The organism is Maribacter arenosus (genome assembly GCF_014610845.1).
Taxonomy (GTDB): domain Bacteria; phylum Bacteroidota; class Bacteroidia; order Flavobacteriales; family Flavobacteriaceae; genus Maribacter_A; species Maribacter_A arenosus.
Window position 1 is genome coordinate 1 of record NZ_JABTCG010000003.1, and the last position, 20,812, is coordinate 20,812.

The window sequence follows — 20,812 nt, forward strand, 5'->3', positions numbered from 1 at the left end:
TTTCGCCTCCGATCAGCAAATGCTTTAAAGTAATGTTTCTGCCCTTGAACATGATTTGATTTTTGTAAATATCAAAAAACAAAATAATTTAACCGTACCTTATACGAATAGGATACGTATAATGAACCAATAAGCTATAAATAGATGAGATTATATAAGAAATGCCTTCATTGCGGTAAGGAATTGGAAGGTAGAACGGACAAGAAATTCTGTGACCCCCAATGTAAAAGCTCTTTCCAATACCAAAAGGAAAAAGAGCGACCTGAGCGGTTTTACAACAAAGTTGATAATCAATTAAAGCTCAATAGAAAGATATTGAAAGAATATAATAAAGGAGGCAAGGTAACCGTAAGGGCAGAAATGTTATTGAAACTGGGTTTCGACCCAAATTTCTTCACACACTACTGGAAGAACCAAAAGGATGATGTTTATCTATTCGTATATGAATATGGCTTTTTGACAAGAAAAGAGAATGGTAAAGAAAAATATGTACTGGTCATTTGGCAGGATTATATGATAAAGAATCCAAAACAGTCCAAAATAAATTAAAATATATGGTTAATTCCATAAATTGGATTTTGTTGTACCTATGTTGTACCTGAAAGAAAAAAGCCAAGATTATAAATCTTGGCTTTCCCTTTGTACTCGAGGCGGGACTTGAACCCGCACGGCCTAATGGCCATTGGATTTTAAGTCCAACGTGTCTACCAATTCCACCACTCGAGCCGGACTCAAAAAAAAACGCTGACGAGCAGCGTTTCGAGCGAAAAACGGGATTCGAACCCGCGACCTCCACCTTGGCAAGGTGGCGCTCTACCAACTGAGCTATTTTCGCGTTTTAAAAGAACTACACAATATCACTGATGCGGACGCAAATTTAATACAATTCTATAAAAGGCAAAGAAATTTCGATTGAAAAATTTAAACCTGTAATTTTTTCAAATCCTTGTTCGTTTAAGAGGAAGCCTTCTTGTTTTTGGTAAGCAATCGCTTGATCTCGTTCAGCTTCATTAAGGCTTCTACCGGGGTGAGGGTATTGATGTCCAAAGTGGTGATTTCCTCTTTTATCTGTTCCAATAAGGGGTCATCCAAATTAAAGAAACTGAGTTGCATTTCATCTTGTACAGCATGTAGCTTATCTGTTAATTCTTCACTGGAATGTGATTTCTCCAATTTCTTCAAAATCTTATTGGCCTTTTGGATCACTTGCTGGGGCATACCGGCCATTTTGGCTACGTGTATACCGAAACTATGCTCACTGCCACCAGGGGTTAGCTTACGCAAGAATAGCACCTTGTTTTTTAGTTCCTTGACGGAAACATTATAATTCTTAATCCGCTCAAAGGTCGATGCCATTTCATTAAGTTCGTGATAGTGGGTGGCAAAAAGGGTTTTCGCCCGTGCAGGATGTTCATGAAGATATTCCGAGATGGCCCAAGCAATCGAAATGCCGTCATAAGTACTTGTACCTCGTCCTATCTCATCCAAAAGTATAAGGCTTCTTTCCGATAGGTTATTCAATATCGAGGCCGTTTCATTCATTTCTACCATGAACGTCGATTCACCCATAGAAATATTGTCACTTGCCCCCACGCGAGTGAAAATCTTATCCACATAGCCTATTTTAGCGGATTCGGCAGGCACAAAACTTCCCATTTGGGCTAGCAAAACAATCAAGGCCGTTTGTCGTAAAATGGCCGATTTACCACTCATGTTGGGTCCCGTGATCATAATGATTTGTTGGTTTTCACGATTGAGCACCAGGTCATTGGCGATATAAGCCTCCCCTAAGGGCAATTGTTTTTCGATGACCGGGTGGCGCCCCCCTATGATTTCAAGCTCGGTAGAATCATTGAGCTGTGGTTCATTGTAATGGTTGCTTATGGCCAGTTGTGTAAATCCGCAAAGACAATCAAGAATAGCGATTTGTCGTGCATTGTTCTGAACAGGTACGATATATTCTTGCATCCAGACCACTAACTGGGCGAATAACTGTTGTTCAAGAAGCTGTATACGTTCTTCAGCACCAAGTATTTTGGCCTCGTATTCCTTTAGTTCTTCTGTGATATAGCGTTCGGCATTGACCAAGGTCTGTTTACGTATCCAAGTGTCTGGCACTTTGTCTTTATGGGTATTACGAACTTCGATATAATAGCCGAATACGTTGTTCGAGGCAATTTTCAACGAACTTATACCGGTTAATTCGGTTTCCCTTTCCAACATTTTGTCCAGATATTCCTTGCCTGAAAAAGCCAAACCACGAAGTTCATCCAATTCCTCGGAATACCCTTGGGCAATAGTATTGCCTTTAAGTACATTCACCGGAGCCTCTTCATTGACCATTTCCTTGATTTTGGCCCTTAGCAAATCACAGGAATGCAGTTGGTCCCCTATCAGTTTTAAAGCCTCATTTGAACTTTGGGTGGTAAGTTGTTTGATCGGTATTGCAGCTTCAAGGGAATTTTTAAGCTGAATGACCTCTTTCGGATGTATTTTACCGGTAGCCACTTTAGAGATCAACCGCTCCAAATCCCCCATTTGTTTAATACCAGTTTGCAGTTTTTGCAATAAGGTTCCATCAACTTTCAAGTGGGAAATGACCTGGTGTCTTCGACGTATTTTTTCAATGTTTTTTAAAGGAAGCGCCAACCAGCGTTTCAACATTCTGCCACCCATAGGGGAAATAGTATGGTCAATTACATCCAATAGGGTTACGGCATTACTGTTCGAGGAATGATAAAGTTCTAGATTTTTGATGGTGAACCGGTCCATCCAAATATATTCTTCCTCGGCAATACGCTTAATGGTATTGATATGCTGCAATTGGCGATGTTGGGTTTCCGATAAATAATGGAGAACCACCCCTGAAGCAATGATCCCATGGGTCAGCTGGTCTACCCCAAAACCTTTTAAGGAGTTGGTCTTAAAATGTTTGGTTAGCGTTTCGAGGGCATAATCGTCCTGAAACAACCAATCTTCCGTAAAAAATGTGTGGTATTGGGTGCCAAATAATTCAGTGAATTCCTTTTTATTCGCCTTGGAGACTAAAATCTCGTTCGGACTAAGATTCTGAAGCAATTTGTCGATTTGTTCCTCATTGCCTTCGGCAACTAAGAATTCCCCGGTTGAAATATCCAAAAATGAAACCCCCAATAATTTTCTGCCAAAGTGAACCGCACATAGGAAATTATTGGTCTTCGCATTGAGAATGTCATCATTCAAGGCAACCCCTGGTGTCACTAGCTCAGTTACCCCACGCTTTACTATGCTCTTTGTAAGTTTGGGATCCTCCAACTGGTCACATATGGCAACCCTTTGGCCCGCTTTGACCAATTTAGGGAGATACGTATTTAATGAGTGGTGCGGAAAACCGGCAAGCTCTGTACGATCCCCACCATTGTTACGATGGGTGAGAATAATGCCGAGTATTTTTGATGCCTTTATAGCATCTTCGCCAAAGGTTTCATAAAAATCACCAACCCGGAATAGGAGCAACGCATCAGGATATTTAGTCTTGATGGTGTTGTATTGTTTCATTAAAGGGGTGACCTTTTTTGTTTTTTCCGTCTTTTTCAAAGCGATAGGAATAACTTATTTTTGCATTGTTCTCAATAAGACGAAAATACCAATTTTGACGTGTAATACGCACCATTGTTAATATGTTTGAAAAAGTTTATCCTTTTCTGGATTATTTGGTTTTATACAGGTTTAATAAAAAAAGATGCGCAAATTAAAAAATGAGGAATTGCACCGTTTGGGTGTTGATGGCTTTAAAGCGGCAGAAAAAACCCCATTGATCATAATCCTGGATAATATTCGAAGTTTGAACAATATTGGTTCTGTTTTCAGAACGGCCGATGCTTTTTTGATCGAGAAAATATACCTCTGTGGTATAACGGCGACACCCCCACATAAAGATATTCGAAAAACGGCCTTGGGAGCCACCGATAGTGTAAGTTGGGAATATAGAAAAGACACTTTGGAACTCGTGGAAGAGTTAAAAATTTCGGGTTTTAAAGTTGTGTCTATTGAACAGGCTGAAAATGCAACACAGCTAGATCAATTCGACGTTGAAAAAAAGGTAAAATACGCTCTTGTTTTCGGGAATGAGGTAAAAGGGGTTTCCCAAGAGGTAGTGAACGCTAGTGATCAAGTATTGGAGATTCCGCAATATGGCACCAAGCATTCGCTGAACATATCGGTGAGCGTAGGAATTGTCATTTGGGACTTATGGTCCAAGATCAATAAATAAAAAACCCTGATGCAATCATCAGGGTCTTTCGCTATATAGTTTGAGTTAGTTAGTTGCTCTTAAGCAAGTGCTAATTAAGGAAAACCTTAGGTTCTACACAAGTAATATGTGAAAAATTTCTTAAAATGTTAATTCAAGGGCAAAATCCTGAATCTTGTCAATTATGGTATTGTAGTCCGTTGGATTTTCGACAAAATCCAAATCGCCAACATCGATGACCAAGGTATTCTGTTCAGGATAACTTTTAAAGAATTCAAAATAACCCTTGTTTATTTTATCCAAGTAGGCAGCTTCAATGCTTTGTTCATAGGCCCTGCCACGTTTTTTAATATTTTTTAGCAACCTGTCCGTAGATTGGTATAGGTACACATAAAGTCTTGGTTTTTGCACTTCCCGGTACATGAGTTTAAAAAGTTTACGGTAGAGGTTGAACTCGTCTTTTTGTAAGGTAACCTGGGCAAATATCAATGATTTGTAAATATCATAATCACTGACCATAAAATTCTTAAAAAGGTCGAACTGCGAGGTATCATCGGTAAATTGTTGATATCTATCCGCTAAAAATGACATTTCTAAAGGAAAAGCATATCGTCCTTGGTCCTCGTAAAATTTCGGCAAGAAAGGATTGTCGGCAAAACGTTCCAAGACCAGCTTTCCATTGAAATCCTCGGCGATTTTTTGGGCCAAAGTGGTCTTCCCGGCCCCAATATTGCCTTCGATGGCCATAAAACTCAAATTGGAGAATAGCTCTTTTTTCGATGTATAGAGTTTATGTTGGGTTTTTCGAACAAGACCTTTGTCCCTACATTCCTGTAACAGGTTACGTGTGTCTTTTTTCAAGATGGGGTGATAAAACTGTGGTGCAATCTCCGCTAGTGGCATTAGAACAAACTTTCGGTCCTGCAACTTCGGATGGGGAACAGTCAACCTATCCGTTTGCACAACTTCGTTCCCATAATAAATGATATCAATATCTATGATCCTTGATTCATATCCCTTTTCCAAGAAGCGTTCCCTACCTAACATTTTTTCAATGGAAAGGATTTTTAACAAGACCTCCTCAGGGGTCAAATAGGTCTCGAGGGTAACACAGGCATTAAGAAAATCGTTCGCTTCGAATCCCCAGGCTTCACTTTCATAAACTTTTGAAATAGCGGTTATTTTTCCTACTTGGGCATCCAATCGAAATAAGGCATTTTGCAGGTTCTGCAGCCGATTGCCAAGATTACTGCCGATAGAAATATATGCCTTTTTAAGTTCGTTCATAATATTAAAACAAAGTAAACAAAACAATTTCACTTTGGTTATCTTTGGCCCGTAATTATAATACGATAAGAATGAATTTTTTGAGAAATCTATTAGCGGCCATACTGGGTAGTTTGATCGCTTTTGGGATTATGGTGGTTATGTTCATGCTTTTTATAAGCTTGATCGCGGGTGCCGAGGATGGGGTGGTCATTAAGGCAAATACCATCTTGGAACTGCAACTGCAACATCCTATTAATGATTATGTCGGAAATAATGAAGCCGATCCTTTTGCGAGTATTTTTGGAAAAGCCCAGGGATTGGACGAAATTCTACACGCCATTGCAGTAGCCAAGACAGATCCTGATATTAAAGGTATAAGCATCAATAGCAATTTCATCTTAGCCGGACTTGCCCAGACCCAAGCGATTCGGAAAGCGCTGGAAGATTTTAAACAAAGTGGAAAATTCATATATACCTATGCCGACTTCTATTTGCAAAAAGATTATTATTTGGCAAGCGTAGCGGACTCCATCTTCTTGAATCCGGTTGGTGGAATGGATTTTAAGGGCCTTTCTTCCGAAGTCTTGTTTTACAAGGATTTGCAAGAGAAAACAGGAGTAAAGATGGAGGTGATCCGTCATGGTAAATATAAAAGTGCCGTTGAGCCATTTTTAGCGAATGAAATGAGTGATGCCAACAGGACCCAGATAAAGGAATTGATAACTTCGTTATGGAACACCATGGTTACCGATATCGCTGAAGGAAGAAATATAAGTGAGGCGAATATAAATATCATTGCCGATACTTTGGGAGGTAGGTTGCCGAAATACGCCAAGGCTTCTGGATTGGTAGATGACCTATTGTTCTTTGATGAATATGAAGGCAAACTCAGATCTGCCTTGTCCATGGATGCCAAAAAGGAAATCAACTATGTATCATTGGATGACTATACCAGACGATCCAATAAAAAGACCATACATAAAGGGGACAATAAAATAGCGGTCGTTTATGCACAGGGAGAGATTTTATATGGGGAAGGAGGTCCGGATATAATCGGTCAAGGGATTATTACAAAGGCCCTGAAGAAGGCAGTTGATGATGATAACGTAAAGGCGATTGTACTGCGTGTGGATTCGCCCGGGGGAAGTGCCTTAACCTCGGACATTATTTGGCGCGAGGTTGAACTGGCCAAGGAAAAGAAACCTGTGGTGGTTTCAATGGGAAATGTTGCTGCTTCAGGGGGCTATTATATAGCCGCAGGGGCAAATAAGATTTTTGCGGAGCCAACGACCATAACAGGTTCGATCGGGGTATTCGGCACAATTCCGAATATCAACGGATTGGCCACCGATATTGGTATAAATGCGGAACAAGTCGGTACCAATGCAAATTCAGTGGATTACTCAGTGTTCGAACCCATGACCGACGATTTTAGGAATGTGGTGCAAGAAGGTATTGAGGTGGTTTATGAAACCTTCTTGGAACGTGTGGCACAAGGGCGTAATATTACCGTGGCTCAGGCCGACAGTATGGCTCAAGGGCGCGTTTGGAGCGGGGTTGATGCCCAAAGATTAGGATTGGTCGATGAGCTGGGAACATTGGATGATGCCATTAAGGCTGCGGCCGGATTAGCTGAAATAGAAACCTACGGGATTAGAAAATATCCGAAGTACAAATCCGGATTTGAACGGTTCATGGAAGATATGAGCAGTGCAAAATCAAAAATAGGACAGAATTTAATCAAAGAGGAAATAGGACAGGATTCCTACGAAATCATAAAACAATTTAAATCGGTAATGGAGCAAAAGGGGATTCAAGCTAGGATGCCCTTTAAATTGGATATAAAATAAACGATGAACCAGAAAGATAAAAGACTGGCTTATAAGGTTTATCTGTATCTGGGTGCCATGTTCATTACCTCCTTGGTGGTTTCGAACTTGATTTTCCAAAAATTCTTTTATTGGAATCCATTTGGCGAGGTAAGCGTTTTTGGGGCCAACCTTTTTGAAGTCTCTGTAGGTATTTTACCCTATCCCATAACCTTTTTGATTACGGATCTTATATCTGAGATTTTCGGAAAGAAAAAGGCGAATCAGATCGTTACCGCCGGAATCTTCGCCTCGTTTTTCTCCATGGGTATCATATTTGTGGCCAACTACGTTCCGGCTATTGAAAACTCCCCGGTTGACAATGAGATCTTCAGTAAGGTTTTTGCGCTATCCCCAATTGCGGTATTGGCATCGATGCTGGCCTATTTATTTGCCCAATATGTGGATATTGCCATATATCACTTTTGGAAACGCATGACCAAAGGCAGACACTTATGGTTACGGAATAATTTTTCAACTTTTTTATCCCAATTCATCGATACCTTTACGGTAGTCGGCCTTTTATGCCTGTTCAAGGTGTTGCCTTGGAGTATGTTCTATGGTTTGATCATAAGCGGTTTCCTTTTTAAGGTTTTAATCGCGTTCCTCGACACCCCTTTCCTCTATTTCTTCGTATATCTACTTAGAAAGCGATTTGGATTGAAAATAGGGGAGGAAATAAATTTGGAAGCATAAAATATTCCACCTTTCCCGGAGTTAATATCTTAGATAAAAAGCTATAGTAAAATGAAAAAGAAAATATTGAAAATAGTAGTTGCGGTTTTATTGTTAATCGTAGGAATACTCATTGCCATCCCCTTTATTTTGGAGGCCAAAATAGGTGATATTCTCAAAAATAATGTAAACAACAACGTTAATGCCACCATGGATTTCTCAGAGGCCAAACTGAGTCTTATCCGAAGTTTCCCTAGTGCAGAGGTCGAGCTGAGAGGAGTTTCCTTAATTAACAAAACCCCTTTTGAGGGCGATACTCTGTTTGCCTCCAATCTGGTTGCCTTGAAAATGGGTATTGGGGAACTCTTTAAAAATGCGGGGGAAGCAATTGCAATAAAATCCTTGATCGTAGATGGTGCCCAATTGAATATCAAGTACGATGTTGAAGGCAATGCGTCTTATGATATTGGGAAGTCAGCCGAAGGGGCTCCATCAAATGCATCTTCATCTGAGGGCTTCACTTTTGATTTACAGTCCTATGAAATCAATGCATCTAGAATAGTCTATGATGATTTGGAGAGTAACATTAGATTGGTTGTCGATGAAATTGTACATAAGGGCACAGGGGACCTTTCTTTATCCAAATCTGAATTTGAAACCACCACGGAAGCCTTGGTTTCTTTATCAATGGATAGTACAAAATACCTGAACAAGAACAAAGTAAAGCTCGATGCCCTGATTGGGGTCGATCTACAAGAGAATAAATATTCTTTTTTGAAGAATGAGGCTATGGTCAACCAGCTTCCCCTGGTATTTGATGGATATGTGAAGTTGAACGAAAATGACCAGGAAGTCGATATCAGCTTTAAGACCCCCTCTTCAGATTTCAAGAATTTCCTAGCGGTTATTCCCGAGGAATATTCGAAGAACATAGAAAACGTAAAAACTTCAGGAAATTTTATAGTAGAAGGTAAGTTCCACGGTATTGTAGATGATACCCATATTCCCAAGTTCAATATTAAGATCAATTCCGAGAATGCCTCCTTTAAATATCCTGATTTGCCGAAATCGGTCAGTAATGTGTATATGGATGTTGAAATTGAAAACACTACCGGAATTACCGAAGATACGTATGTCGATATCCGTAAAGCATCCTTTATGATCGATCAGGACAAGTTCAACATGGTGGCCAAGATCACCGAACTTATGGGCAACACCAAGGTCAAAGCCCATTTGGACGGCCGTATGGATTTGGCCAATATTTCAAAGGCCTATCCTGTGCCAGCGGATTTAAATTTAAAAGGCTTATTGAATGCGGATGTGACCACGGCCTTCGATATGGCATCCATCGAGAAAAAGCAATACGAAAACACCAATACTTCGGGTAAACTGGATCTAAAGGATTTTGAATACAATTCGAGCGAGATTCCGAATCCGGTAAAAATTTCGACCACCGCATTGATGTTCAATCCGAAAACAGTGACCTTGAACAAAATGCAGGGAATAACGGGCAAGACCGATTTTGATGTCACCGGAACCATTGACAACCTTCTAGGGTTTATGTTCAATAACGAAAATGTAGAAGGGAACTTCAACTTAAAATCCAACACCTTTTCCCTCAATGATTTTATGGTCCAAGAGCCGGTTGGCACAGCGAATGATGAAACCAGGTCGACTCCTGCAACTACCACGGAAGAAAAAATAAAGATTCCCTCATTTTTGGATGCCAATATTGAGGCTTCCGCCAATACGGTACTTTACGATAATCTTGTTTTGAAAGATGTTAAGGGCAATCTGCGGATTAAGGACGAAAAAGCGACCCTGAGCAATATGACCTCTTCATTGTTCAATGGCAAAGTCGCGTTTGATGGCGAGGTCTCTACCAAGCACGAAACCCCGACCTTTGCTATGAAATTGGGCTTGGACCAACTACAGATCAGCGAGACGTTCAAAAGCCTGGAACTGTTTCAGGTATTGGCACCAGTAGCCAGTGCTTTGCAGGGAAAATTGAACTCCACCATCTCGATATCCGGTAACCTTACCGACGATTTTACACCCAATCTGAATACGGTATCCGGGAATGTACTTGCAGAGCTACTGGAAGCCGTAAATATTCCGGATCAGGCCAAAATACTATCGGCCCTGACCACCAAACTCGACTTCTTAAAACTCGACAAAATAGATCTTAAAGGATTGAAAACAGCGCTTTCCTTCGAGAACGGGGTGGTTAAAGTAAAACCCTTCAGCATCAGATACCAAGACATGGCCGTAAATATAGCCGGAAGCCACACCTTTGATAAAAAAATGAACTATACCGCAACCCTGGAAGTTCCCTCAAAATATTTGGGTAAGGAAGTAAATGCCCTAATCGCGAAAATCGACGATAAGACTTTGGAAAATCTCACCATTCCCGTCACGGCGAGTATCGGGGGCATGTATGATAGCCCGACCGTGACCACCGATTTCACGTCGGGGGTTAAAAGCCTGACCACCAAATTAATAGAGATAGAAAAACAAAAACTCATAAACAAGGGAACCGATAAGGCGAAGGATTTAATAGGAGGCATTCTTAGCGGAAATACGAGTCAAAAAGATTCCACTAAAAAAGCGGACCCTGTAAAGGATGGGGCCAAAGAAATTTTGGGCGGAATATTGGGAGGTACTAAAAAGCCCAAGGATTCCGTAGCGCAAAAAAATGATACGTCGGTTACCGCAACAAAAGACCCGGTTAAGGAAGCGACCAAAAATATTCTTGGTGGATTGTTAGGTGGGAAAAAGAAAAAGGATACCGCTAAAACTAAAAACGATTCTATCAATTAATTCCTAAGGAAACATAATAGCCTTCGCTGCCTCGTACGTTGAATACCGTATTGTCTTGAAACATCAGGTATTGCCCCTTTATACCCATTAAAACGCCTTTGTAATTAGGGGTTTTGGTCAAATTTAAACTTTTGACTTTTTTCGGATATTCGAGTACGGGAAACTCCAAGTGGGTTTCTTGGTTATGCTCAATAAAATATTCGTTCGCCTCTGCAGGAATATAGGCTTTCAACTTATTGCGCCAAGAAACTAGATCCTCGTCATCAACATCATTGGTGAGCATTTTACGCCAGTTGGTTTTATCGCCAATATGATCTTTTAAGGCAACTTCGGTTATTCCGGCTAAATACCTGTTGGGAACTTCAACAATTTCAATAGCTTCATGGGCGCCTTGATCTATCCATCTTGTTGGCACCTGTGACTTACGGGTAACCCCAACCTTAATGTTGCTCGAATTGGCCAAGTACACGATATGGGGCTGCAATTGTACCTTTTTTTCATAGTCCAGATCACGGTCTTCTTTTCCTAGATGCGCAGTACTCAATTCGGGGCGCATAATCCAATCCCCAGCCGATGGGGTCTCAAAAAAGCATGATTTGCAAAATCCTTGCCTGAATATCGGGAGGTCTTTACCACAATTTAGGCATTGGAATTTTATAAAATTTAATGTGATTTCCTTGTTTAGGACTTGGTTTACATTTAAGTAATTGTCTTCAAAAAGCATATAATATTGAATGGGGCGTCCCAATTCCGTTTGCATTTTTCGTAATACTCCCTTGTAGTGCATATTAGAAATTCTTATTCGGTAATCTATTTGAAAATGATAACTATAAAAGCTATTTTTAGCTAGTCAAAGATACCTAAAATGCCCATACCTTTATTTAATTCAATCGCAAGCTGGTTGCTTAAAAAACGCTATCATCAGATAGAACTTTTTCTGAAGTACCCAGAAGAAGTGCAGGAAGAGGTATTGCATCAACTGTTGGAAATTGCAGAGGATACCGAAATTGGCAAAAAATATGATTTTGAGTCAATTGCCAACTATGAAACCTTTAGGGAACGCGTACCTATTGTATCTTATGAGGAGATCGAACCTATGATAGAACGTACCCGCAAGGGGGAGCAGAATGTGTTTTGGCCTACAACGATCAAATGGTTTGCAAAAAGTAGCGGAACCACGAATGCTAAAAGTAAGTTCATTCCTGTAAGTGCCGAGGCTTTGGAAGATTGCCATTATAAATCGGGCAAGGACCTTCTGTGCCTGTATTTGAACAATAATGAGAACTCACAACTCTTCACAGGAAAAAGTCTGCGATTGGGAGGTAGTAAGGAACTTTACAAGGATAATGATTCTTTTTTTGGTGATCTTTCGGCCATTCTAATCGATAATATGCCACTATGGGCAGAATTCAGTAGCACGCCAAGCAACAAGGTGTCGCTTATGAGCGAATGGGAAAGCAAACTAAAGGCTATTATTCATGAAAGTACCCAAGAGAATGTGACGAGTTTGGCCGGTGTACCCTCTTGGATGCTCGTACTTTTGAACAATGTGCTCCAAGAAACGGGAAAGGATCATTTGTTCCAGATTTGGGAAAACCTAGAGGTGTATTTTCACGGGGGGGTCAGTTTTGTACCCTATAAAGAACAGTACCAAAATTTACTTCCTCGAAAGAGTTTTAAATATTATGAGATTTACAATGCCTCTGAAGGCTTTTTTGCCATTCAGGATAGAAATAATGCCGACGATCTTTTATTAATGCTCGACTATGGTATTTTCTATGAATTCATTCCTATGGATACCTATAATACGCCAGGGCAAATTGCTATTCCCCTTTGGAATGTGGAGGTGGGCATAAATTATGCCATTATAATAACTACCAATTCAGGCTTATGGCGCTATAAAATAGGGGATACTGTCAGATTTACCTCTACAAATCCATATCGTGTGCGGGTAACAGGCAGGACCAAACATCATATCAATGTTTTTGGTGAGGAATTGATCATTGAAAACGCCGAGGAGGCCCTAAGGCGTATATGTATAAAAACCGGGGCTGAGATAAAGGATTATACCGTTGCACCGATTTTTATGTCAGGTAGGGAAAAAGGGGCGCATGAATGGATCATCGAATTCAGAAAATCGCCACAAGATTTAAATTATTTTACCGAGGTATTGGACAATGCCTTAAAATCGCTCAATTCGGATTATGAGGCAAAACGGTATAATAATATAACATTGAAGATGCCCAAAGTTCATGCGGCTAGGGAGAATTTGTTCTACGATTGGTTGAAATCCAAAGATAAATTGGGGGGGCAGCATAAAATACCCAGATTGTCCAACAAGAGGGACTATATCGAAGAATTACTTCAGATAAACAAATAAATGATGGTTATTGGGATTAAAGGTTGAATTTGGTATTTCAAACTAAATTTTAACGAATATTTCGACTATCATGGCGGAAAGACTTATTGTAATATCCGATATGTGGGGGGCGAAGAAAGGTATTTGGGCGACCTCATACTTGGTGTATCTTCAGCAGTATTTTGATGTAACCTATTACGACAGCCAGCAATTGGCAAATATTGACCTTGTGGATAATTCCGGGGAGCGGTTAAAGGATGCATTTTTAAATGGTGGTGTGGATAAGGCGATAGCGCAATTGATGCTAAATGAAAAAGAACCATGTCACTACGTTGGGTTTGGTATTGGAGGAACGATTGCATGGCAAGCCAACTTGCAAGGGCTTCCGATGAAATCGCTATATATGGTCTCTACCACTCCTGTTGGCTATGAAAATAATAAATTGGGTATCCCAACCAAAATGGTATATGGAGAGTTGGATGCCAATTTACCACCAAAGAAATGGTTTGATCAAATCGAAGAAGAGCATGAAATAATTAAAGGGTTTGGGCATGATCTTTATACGTACGATACAAACATCAAAAAAATAGCCCAAGACCTTTTATCCTTGGTAACCAACAAAATCAAAACGAAAGCTAAGGTGATCCCTATTAGGAAACCGCTTTTAGTTTCTTAATGGTCTCGTAAGATAATTTATTCTCAGCATAGGGTTTAGACACCTTGAATTCGGTCTCATCCGTACTGGGCATTTCGAACATGGCATCGGTGAATATAGCCTCGCACAAAGAACGGAGCCCTCTTGCCCCAAGTTTATATTCAATCGCTTTCTTTACAATATAATCCAAGGCCTGTTCGGTTATCGTAAACGTAATACCATCCATAGCAAATAACTTTTCATATTGCTTTATGATCGCGTTTTTAGGCTCTGTTAGAATGGCTCTCAGCGTTTCCTCATCTAAGGGATTCATGTGCGTCAATACCGGCAATCTTCCTATTATTTCAGGAATAAGTCCAAATTCCTTTAAATCCCTAGGTATTATGTATTGCAGAATATTATCTTCATCAACGTGGTCGTCGGCCTTTGAGGCGCTATAACCCACGGCCTGCATGTTCAATCGTTTTGTTATGATACGTTCAATACCATCGAAGGCACCTCCAGCGATAAAAAGAATATTCTCTGTATTTACCTCGATGAATTTTTGATCGGGATGTTTACGACCTCCTTTAGGGGGTACATTCACCATAGTGCCTTCCAACAATTTTAGTAAGCCTTGTTGTACGCCTTCACCGGAAACATCCCTAGTGATGGAAGGATTATCGCTCTTTCGTGCAATTTTATCTATTTCATCAATAAAAACAATACCTCGCTCCGCTTTTTCAAGATTATAGTCAGCAGCCTGCAACAAACGGGTTAGGATACTTTCAACATCCTCACCAACATATCCTGCCTCGGTAAGAACAGTGGCATCAACTATGGCTAAAGGCACATTGAGCATTTTGGCAATGGTTTTGGCCATCAAGGTCTTACCCGTACCGGTTTGGCCGACCATGATAATATTGCTCTTCTGAATTTCAATGTCATCTTCCTTACTATGGGGTTGTAACAATCTTTTATAGTGATTGTACACTGCCACCGACATTACTTTTTTTGTACGTTCTTGACCTATAATGAATGTGTCGAGGAATTCTTTGATATCCAAAGGTTTTTTTAAGATCAATTCCGAGGACAAATCATTGTTCTTTGATTGATTTGATTCCTCAGCGACTATACCATAGGCCTGTTCTATACATCGGTCACATATATGTGCGTCTAACCCTGCAATCAAAAGATTGGTCTCTGGCTTTTTCCTTCCACAAAAAGAACATTCTAAATTTTCCTTTGCCATATCATTTAATATCTATCTAGGATAACGAAAAAATTGGGATTTTGGTTTATCACCATTGGTATCAATGGCAATAAGTATTGTAAATTCGTCGATTTTAGTCCTTATCCCTTACAAGAATTTCATCGATCATACCATATTTCATGGCTTCTTCGGCTTTCATCCAATAATCCCTATCGCTATCTTCCATTACTTTATCCACAGGCTGACCCGAATGCTTCGAGATGATTTCATAGAGTTCATCTTTGAGCTTAAGGATTTCCCTTGCCGTAATTTCAATATCACTTGCCTGTCCCTGTGCTCCGCCCATAGGCTGGTGGATCATCACTCGGGAATGGGTTAAGCCACTGCGCTTTCCTTTTTCCCCTGCGCATAACAAAACAGCACCCATCGAAGCCGCCATGCCTGTACAGATGGTGGCAACATCGGGTTTTATGAATTGCATCGTGTCATAAATACCCAATCCGGCATATACACTGCCGCCCGGGGAATTAATATATATTTGGATATCCTTGGAAGCATCCGCACTCTCCAGGAACAACAATTGCGCCTGTACAATATTGGCTACTTGGTCATTGATCCCGGTTCCGAGGAAAATTATCCTGTCCATCATTAAACGGGAGAACACATCCATGGCTATGGCATTCAATTGCCTTTCCTCAATAATATTGGGGGTCATGTTCATGGGATACATACTGCTCATGATCTTATCATAATACATGCTGCTTATCCCCTGATGGTTTATTGCGTAATTCTTGAATTCTTTTCCGTAATCCATGTAGTTTGTATTCAATATTTTAGATAAAAAAGGTGCCGAAAATCAACGCTTCGGCACCGTAAATATACTTATTTTTAATGAGACATTTTTAGCAAAGGAAGTTGCTTTTATGCCCAAATTTTATCCGTAAACTTCTTTAACAAAGTTTTCGTAAGTAACTTCCTTGGTTTTTAAATTTACCTTTTCCTTATATAGGGTAAGCAATTTTTGGCTCATCAATTGTTCCGAAAGTCTTTTGACCTCATCTTGGTTGCCCAATACGCGGGCTGCAATATTATCCAATTCCTCCTCCTGTGGATTTAATTGCCCGAACTGCGCCATTTGTGATTTGATGAATCCTTTGGCAAATTCCTTAAGCTCTTCAAATTGTATTTGAATATTATGGTCTTTTATGATTTTACCTTCAATCAATTGGTACCGTAGTCCTTTTTCGGATTTCTCAAACTCCTTATTCGCCTGTTCTTCGGAAAGTGGCTTCTCACCGGTCATTTGGATCCATTTCGTCAAGAATTCGGCAGGCAACTCAAATTTTGTATTCTCAATAAAATATTCTGTTATGTCATTCAATAATTTTTGATCGGATTGCTGTTCAAATTGCTTTTCTGAATCTTCCTTTATCCTATCTTTCAATTCCTGGGCAGATTTAATAGCATCTTTGCCGAACAGTTTGTCGAACAATTCCTGGTCCAATTTTGCAGGTTCCCTTTCATTGATTTCTTCTATGGTGAACGATACCTCAATATTCAAGTCTGTTGCTTTTTCCTGGGAAATACCTAAAACACTCGACAGCAGGTAATCTTCCTTAAAAAGTCCCTTTGTACTAAAGGTAACGACATCACCCACTTTTTTGCCCAATAGGGCATTCAGGGCCTTTTTACTTTTTATCCGGTCAAGTTCCAAGGTGGTTTTGTTTTCGATTTCCTCAGCTTCGTTCTTACAGGTACCGAGAACCTCAAAACCTTTCCCGATTTCTTTTTTACTTACCAACTTGCCATATTGCTTTTGAATACGCAAGACTTGTTCGTCGACCATTTTTTTGTCCGCAACGATTTTATAATGGGTCAATGCTTTTTTGGTCTTCAGGGGTACTTCGAATGTGGGAGCAAGGCCAAGTTCAAATTCAAAATCCAATTGCTCGTTTTCCCAGTCAAAATTGTCCTGTTGTTTAGGTAATGGATTTCCTAGGACATCCAATTTTTCCTCGGTAAGATATTTGTTCAGGTTGTCTTGAAGTAATTTGTTGACCTCATCGACCAATACGGCTTTGCCATATTGTTTTTTGATAAGACCCATGGGTACATGGCCTTTTCTGAAACCAGGGATATTTGCCTGTTTTCTATAGTCATTTAAAATACTATTAACCTTGTCCTGATAGTCTTCCTTGGTAATGGCAACCTTTACAACGGCATTTAAATCGTCAATCTGCTCTTTTGTGATATTCATTTGCGTATCTAATTTTGCATAAATAAATTGGGATGCAAAAGTAGTACAATTTAAATATCCTAGCAAGTTTTTAAGTCACTGGATTTCAAACCATAAAAAGGCCGAATTAGTCTTCTTTCAATATGGAAAAAAGTATGGATTGCAAAAAGGAAAGCAGAAGGCTGAATAAGAGCGCCCACCAAATGTTTTCAACCGAAAATCCTGTAATAAGACTATCGGCCAATAAAATGATGATGGCATTGATGATCAAAAGAAAAAGTCCCAAGGTCAAAATGGTTACTGGCAAGGTCAATATGACGAGGATTGGTTTTACGATAAAATTCAATAAACTCAGTACGATCGCCACTATAATGGCCGTCATGTACGTATCTACACCAACGCCTGGTAATATTTTTGAGAGTATGACCACGGCAATGGCACTTAAGAGAATTCGTAATATAAGTTTCATATAAGAATGTTTATAAATTTACAAAGGTGTCAGGACATCCTGACACCTTTAAAAGTATAAAATATTTTCTATTAATTGATATAAAGGCCCGTATAATCCATAGGACGTACACCGGGTAAATTTGAACCGTATTTTTAGTTTATAGTTTCAATAAAAAGAAGGGCCAATAACGCATAACCTCTAGGGGATGGATGTACGTTATCGAGAGAGAATCCACAATCACTACCATATTTAGCTGTAACTGTACTCCCATCAGGTAGAGGAAAACCTGTTGAAGCAATAGTAAACAAAAAAGCATTTGCATCTACAAATGCCAGAACATATTCGTTGGCCTTTGCTTCAATGGTTTAATTGTAAGCTGCATGTGCAGTGGCCACCGCCTGTTGTTCAGAGGGTGTAAGTACCCCTTTTTCCTCCATAGGGTAGGTAATGCCATAAATAAATCAAAGAACCCCTGCTGTAAGTGCATCACCAATTGTCGTTGAGGTTGGAGAAAAAGCAAATCGGGCATAAAAAGGATTGGCCTGCCGCAAAGGAACACCGGCTAGGCTTCTATAACCTGGAGCAATTAAATGAAAACTTTTGGCTAGAGCCCCCCATATTATTAAAAGGCCACTTATAGCAAGTATTTAGCGAAACATTTTCAGTACGTTGTTTGGGATAGTACGTTTAATTACGATAATTCCAAATATGATTATTATTATGACCTTTGCAATCTATGGGCAAAAAAATTATGTGCGTATAATAAATCGATGATTTTACTAAGACTTTATGAAATCCATCGTTTTAGTGAAAAATTGAACGGGATTTTCGGCATGTAGCCAGTGGCCTGCATTATTAATAGTCTCTATTATGGCCGAAGGGAAGTGTCTTTTTATGATGTCTACATCCGATTCGTTTATATATTCTGATTTATCGCCTTTAATAAATAGGCTAGGCCCTTCATAAATATCCGATGGGCTGATTTCATCACCGATTTCCCCCATTTTGTTGCCCAATACCTTTAAGTTAAACCGAAAGCCTAGTTTTCCTTTTTGCTCCCAATATAGGTTTTTCATCAAAAATTGTCTAATTCCAAAATCAGCAATGTATTTGCTTAATTCGGTGTCGGCTTGCCCCCTCGATTTAATTTTGTCAAAATCCAATATGTTCAATCCATCTATAATATGTTGGTGATGTGGAGGGTAGTATTTGGGAGCAATATCTGCCACTATCATTTTAGACATTAGATCAGGATACGTAAAGGCAAATTGCATAGCGACCTTACCGCCCATTGAATGGCCTAAAATGATATTGTCTACCAACTGGTGTTCTTCAATATAGTGTCTGAGGTCTTCTGCAAGAATATCATAATTGAAATCTTCGGAATGAAAGCTCTTGCCATGATTTCGTTGATCGATCAAATGCACTTCCAACCCCTCTTGTGCATACTGGGCGCCTAAGGTCTTCCAATTGTCAGACATTCCCAAAAAGCCATGTAAAATTAAAAGGGGCATACCGCTTCCAAGTATGTTCGAGTGTAAGCTTGGGCTCATTTTAGTTTGTTCAAGTACATATTGATGACATTTTCCAATCCAAAGTAAAGCGACTCACAGATTAAGGCATGCCCGATAGATACCTCCAGTACATTGGGAATGTTCTCCTTAAAATATTTAATGTTCTCCAAACTTAAATCATGGCCTGCATTTAAACCTAGGCCTAATTGGGTAGCTATTTGGGCAGCCTTGATAAATGGATCAATGCCTTTCAGGTTACCCTGGGCAAAAGCTTTGGCATAGCTTTCGGTATAGAGTTCAATACGATCGGTACCCGTTTCTGCCGCTCCCTCCACCATTTTTGAATCCGGATCCACGAAAATAGACGTTCTAATATCGTTTTGTTTAAAGGTAGAGATCACCTCTCTTAAGAAGGTCCTGTTTGCAATAGTGTCCCATCCTGCATTGGAAGTAATGGCATCTACGGCATCCGGCACAAGGGTTACTTGTGTCGGTTGTATCTCGAGAACCAAATCCATGAATTTTTCGATGGGATTACCTTCAATATTATATTCGGTGGTAACCAACTTTTTCAAATCCCTCGCATCCTGATATCGGATATGCCTTTCATCAGGCCTAGGATGAACTGTTATTCCTTGGGCACCAAATAATTCAATATCCTTGGCTACCCTTAAAAGATTTGGTACGTTACCACCCCTTGAATTTCTTAAAGTCGCTATTTTGTTGACGTTTACACTAAGCTTCGTCATAGGAAGATATCATGTCCATTTACAGCAAAAATACAAAATAGGCATACCTTTTGATATATTTAATTAGTATTTTGCGTTTTATTTTAAGCTATGCAGATTCAGACACACATAATTACGACTATTCCTATCTTTGAGGTCAATGAACCTTTAGAGGTACTGGTTCAATTTTTTATGGAGAATACCTATTCCCATGCAGCTATTGTACAAGGGAAAAAGTTTCTTGGGGTAATCAATGAAAATGATCTGGAGAGTTTTAATGTGGATAAGAAAATAGAGGATTTTAGATATACCCTTGAGTCCTTTTTTGTTCGGCAAGAAACCAGTTGGCTAGATGTCTTGGAAACCTTTGCGCGGAATGAGGCCAATTTAGTGCCAGTACTGAATAAGGAAGATGAGGTTTTGGGATATTATGAAATTACCGATATTGTTAGCGTATTTATTGAAACCCCGTTTTTTACAGAACCAGGTGGGATCTTAGTGGTGGCCAAAGGCATTAAGGATTACTCCTTTAGTGAAATTGTGCAGATCGTCGAGAGTAATAACAGTAAATTCTTGGGTGGTTTTATCTCTGAAATGAAAAATGAATTGGTCCAGATCACGATCAAAATAAGTAATATTAATATGAACGAGGTGGTACAGACTTTTAGACGCTACAACTATAACATCATATTTGGCAATATAGACGACCAGTTCATCGATGACCTAAAGCAAAGGTCAGACTATTTAGATAAATATCTTAATGTTTGATGAGGTATTAAAAGGGCATGTGCAAAATCGATATTTTTCTTACCAA

17 protein-coding genes and 2 tRNA genes are annotated in these 20,812 nt (G+C 39.7%); 8 read left to right on the forward strand and 11 right to left on the reverse strand.

The window, feature by feature from the left end; all coding sequences use genetic code 11:
- Window positions 1-144 precede the first annotated feature (144 nt).
- Window positions 145-549: a type 1 periplasmic-binding domain-containing protein gene (locus HPE63_RS08060; RefSeq protein ID WP_188313767.1), complete on the forward strand. Its 405-nt coding sequence runs from the start codon at window positions 145-147 to the stop codon at window positions 547-549.
- A gap of 93 nt (window positions 550-642) precedes the next feature.
- Here HPE63_RS08060 and HPE63_RS08065 read toward each other — a convergent pair.
- The 3 genes from HPE63_RS08065 to mutS form a co-directional block, all read right to left on the reverse strand.
- Window positions 643-726: transfer RNA gene (locus HPE63_RS08065), tRNA-Leu, on the reverse strand.
- A 36-nt stretch (window positions 727-762) separates the two neighbouring features.
- Window positions 763-835: transfer RNA gene (locus HPE63_RS08070), tRNA-Gly, on the reverse strand.
- A 119-nt stretch (window positions 836-954) separates the two neighbouring features.
- Entirely contained in the window at window positions 955-3,537 is a 2,583-nt protein-coding gene (gene mutS / locus HPE63_RS08075; protein WP_188313768.1) for a DNA mismatch repair protein MutS, read from the reverse strand.
- Window positions 3,538-3,721: 184 nt separating this feature from the next.
- Here mutS and HPE63_RS08080 point away from each other — a divergent pair, with 184 nt between their 5' ends.
- Window positions 3,722-4,252 carry an RNA methyltransferase gene (locus HPE63_RS08080; RefSeq protein WP_188313769.1) on the forward strand — a complete coding sequence of 177 codons (531 nt, stop codon included), beginning with the start codon at window positions 3,722-3,724 and terminating at the stop codon, window positions 4,250-4,252.
- A gap of 120 nt (window positions 4,253-4,372) precedes the next feature.
- Here HPE63_RS08080 and folK read toward each other — a convergent pair whose 3' ends face one another.
- A complete protein-coding gene (folK, locus tag HPE63_RS08085; RefSeq protein ID WP_188313770.1) occupies window positions 4,373-5,518 on the reverse strand; it encodes a 2-amino-4-hydroxy-6-hydroxymethyldihydropteridine diphosphokinase in 1,146 nt (381 codons plus the stop codon).
- A 71-nt stretch (window positions 5,519-5,589) separates the two neighbouring features.
- Here folK and sppA point away from each other — a divergent pair, with 71 nt between their 5' ends.
- Genes sppA through HPE63_RS08100 form a run of 3 tightly spaced genes read left to right on the forward strand, consistent with a single transcriptional unit; the run spans window position 5,590 to window position 10,863 of the window.
- Window positions 5,590-7,350, forward strand: coding sequence for a signal peptide peptidase SppA (gene sppA / locus HPE63_RS08090; RefSeq protein ID WP_188313771.1), 1,761 nt, complete (start codon window positions 5,590-5,592; stop codon window positions 7,348-7,350).
- Between the two features lie 3 nt (window positions 7,351-7,353).
- A complete protein-coding gene (locus HPE63_RS08095) occupies window positions 7,354-8,064 on the forward strand; it encodes a queuosine precursor transporter (protein ID WP_188313772.1) in 711 nt (236 codons plus the stop codon).
- Between the two features lie 51 nt (window positions 8,065-8,115).
- Window positions 8,116-10,863: an AsmA-like C-terminal region-containing protein gene (locus HPE63_RS08100; RefSeq protein WP_188313773.1), complete on the forward strand. Its 2,748-nt coding sequence runs from the start codon at window positions 8,116-8,118 to the stop codon at window positions 10,861-10,863.
- On the opposite strand, the gene HPE63_RS08105 is transcribed toward HPE63_RS08100, so the two are convergent.
- Entirely contained in the window at window positions 10,856-11,650 is a 795-nt protein-coding gene (locus tag HPE63_RS08105; protein WP_188313774.1) for a DUF2797 domain-containing protein, read from the reverse strand. The two genes, HPE63_RS08100 and HPE63_RS08105, sit on opposite strands and share 8 nt — an antisense overlap.
- A gap of 78 nt (window positions 11,651-11,728) precedes the next feature.
- Here HPE63_RS08105 and HPE63_RS08110 point away from each other — a divergent pair, with 78 nt between their 5' ends.
- Both HPE63_RS08110 and HPE63_RS08115 read left to right on the forward strand, forming a co-directional pair.
- Window positions 11,729-13,243, forward strand: a complete 1,515-nt coding sequence (locus HPE63_RS08110) for a GH3 auxin-responsive promoter family protein (protein WP_188313775.1) — start codon at window positions 11,729-11,731, stop codon at window positions 13,241-13,243.
- A gap of 70 nt (window positions 13,244-13,313) precedes the next feature.
- Window positions 13,314-13,898 (forward strand): hypothetical protein, encoded by a 585-nt coding sequence (locus HPE63_RS08115; protein ID WP_188313776.1) that lies wholly within the window; start codon window positions 13,314-13,316, stop codon window positions 13,896-13,898.
- Here HPE63_RS08115 and clpX read toward each other — a convergent pair.
- From clpX to HPE63_RS08145, 6 genes are all read right to left on the reverse strand, one after another.
- Window positions 13,873-15,108: an ATP-dependent Clp protease ATP-binding subunit ClpX gene (clpX, locus tag HPE63_RS08120; RefSeq protein ID WP_188313777.1), complete on the reverse strand. Its 1,236-nt coding sequence runs from the start codon at window positions 15,106-15,108 to the stop codon at window positions 13,873-13,875. The two genes, HPE63_RS08115 and clpX, sit on opposite strands and share 26 nt — an antisense overlap.
- Before the next feature lie 94 nt (window positions 15,109-15,202).
- A complete protein-coding gene (clpP, locus tag HPE63_RS08125) occupies window positions 15,203-15,883 on the reverse strand; it encodes an ATP-dependent Clp endopeptidase proteolytic subunit ClpP (protein ID WP_188313778.1) in 681 nt (226 codons plus the stop codon).
- A 120-nt stretch (window positions 15,884-16,003) separates the two neighbouring features.
- Window positions 16,004-17,326 carry a trigger factor gene (gene tig, locus HPE63_RS08130; protein WP_188313779.1) on the reverse strand — a complete coding sequence of 441 codons (1,323 nt, stop codon included), beginning with the start codon at window positions 17,324-17,326 and terminating at the stop codon, window positions 16,004-16,006.
- Window positions 17,327-17,432: 106 nt separating this feature from the next.
- Window positions 17,433-17,774 (reverse strand): phage holin family protein, encoded by a 342-nt coding sequence (locus HPE63_RS08135; protein WP_188313780.1) that lies wholly within the window; start codon window positions 17,772-17,774, stop codon window positions 17,433-17,435.
- A gap of 761 nt (window positions 17,775-18,535) precedes the next feature.
- A complete protein-coding gene (locus tag HPE63_RS08140; protein ID WP_188313781.1) occupies window positions 18,536-19,309 on the reverse strand; it encodes an alpha/beta fold hydrolase in 774 nt (257 codons plus the stop codon).
- Complete coding sequence (locus HPE63_RS08145; protein ID WP_188313782.1) at window positions 19,306-20,019, reverse strand: pyridoxine 5'-phosphate synthase; 714 nt, start codon at window positions 20,017-20,019, stop codon at window positions 19,306-19,308. Before HPE63_RS08145 ends, HPE63_RS08140 begins: the two co-directional genes overlap by 4 nt.
- 90 nt (window positions 20,020-20,109) lie before the next feature.
- Here HPE63_RS08145 and HPE63_RS08150 point away from each other — a divergent pair, with 90 nt between their 5' ends.
- A complete protein-coding gene (locus tag HPE63_RS08150; protein ID WP_188313783.1) occupies window positions 20,110-20,766 on the forward strand; it encodes a CBS domain-containing protein in 657 nt (218 codons plus the stop codon).
- The last annotated feature ends 46 nt before the right edge of the window (window positions 20,767-20,812 follow it).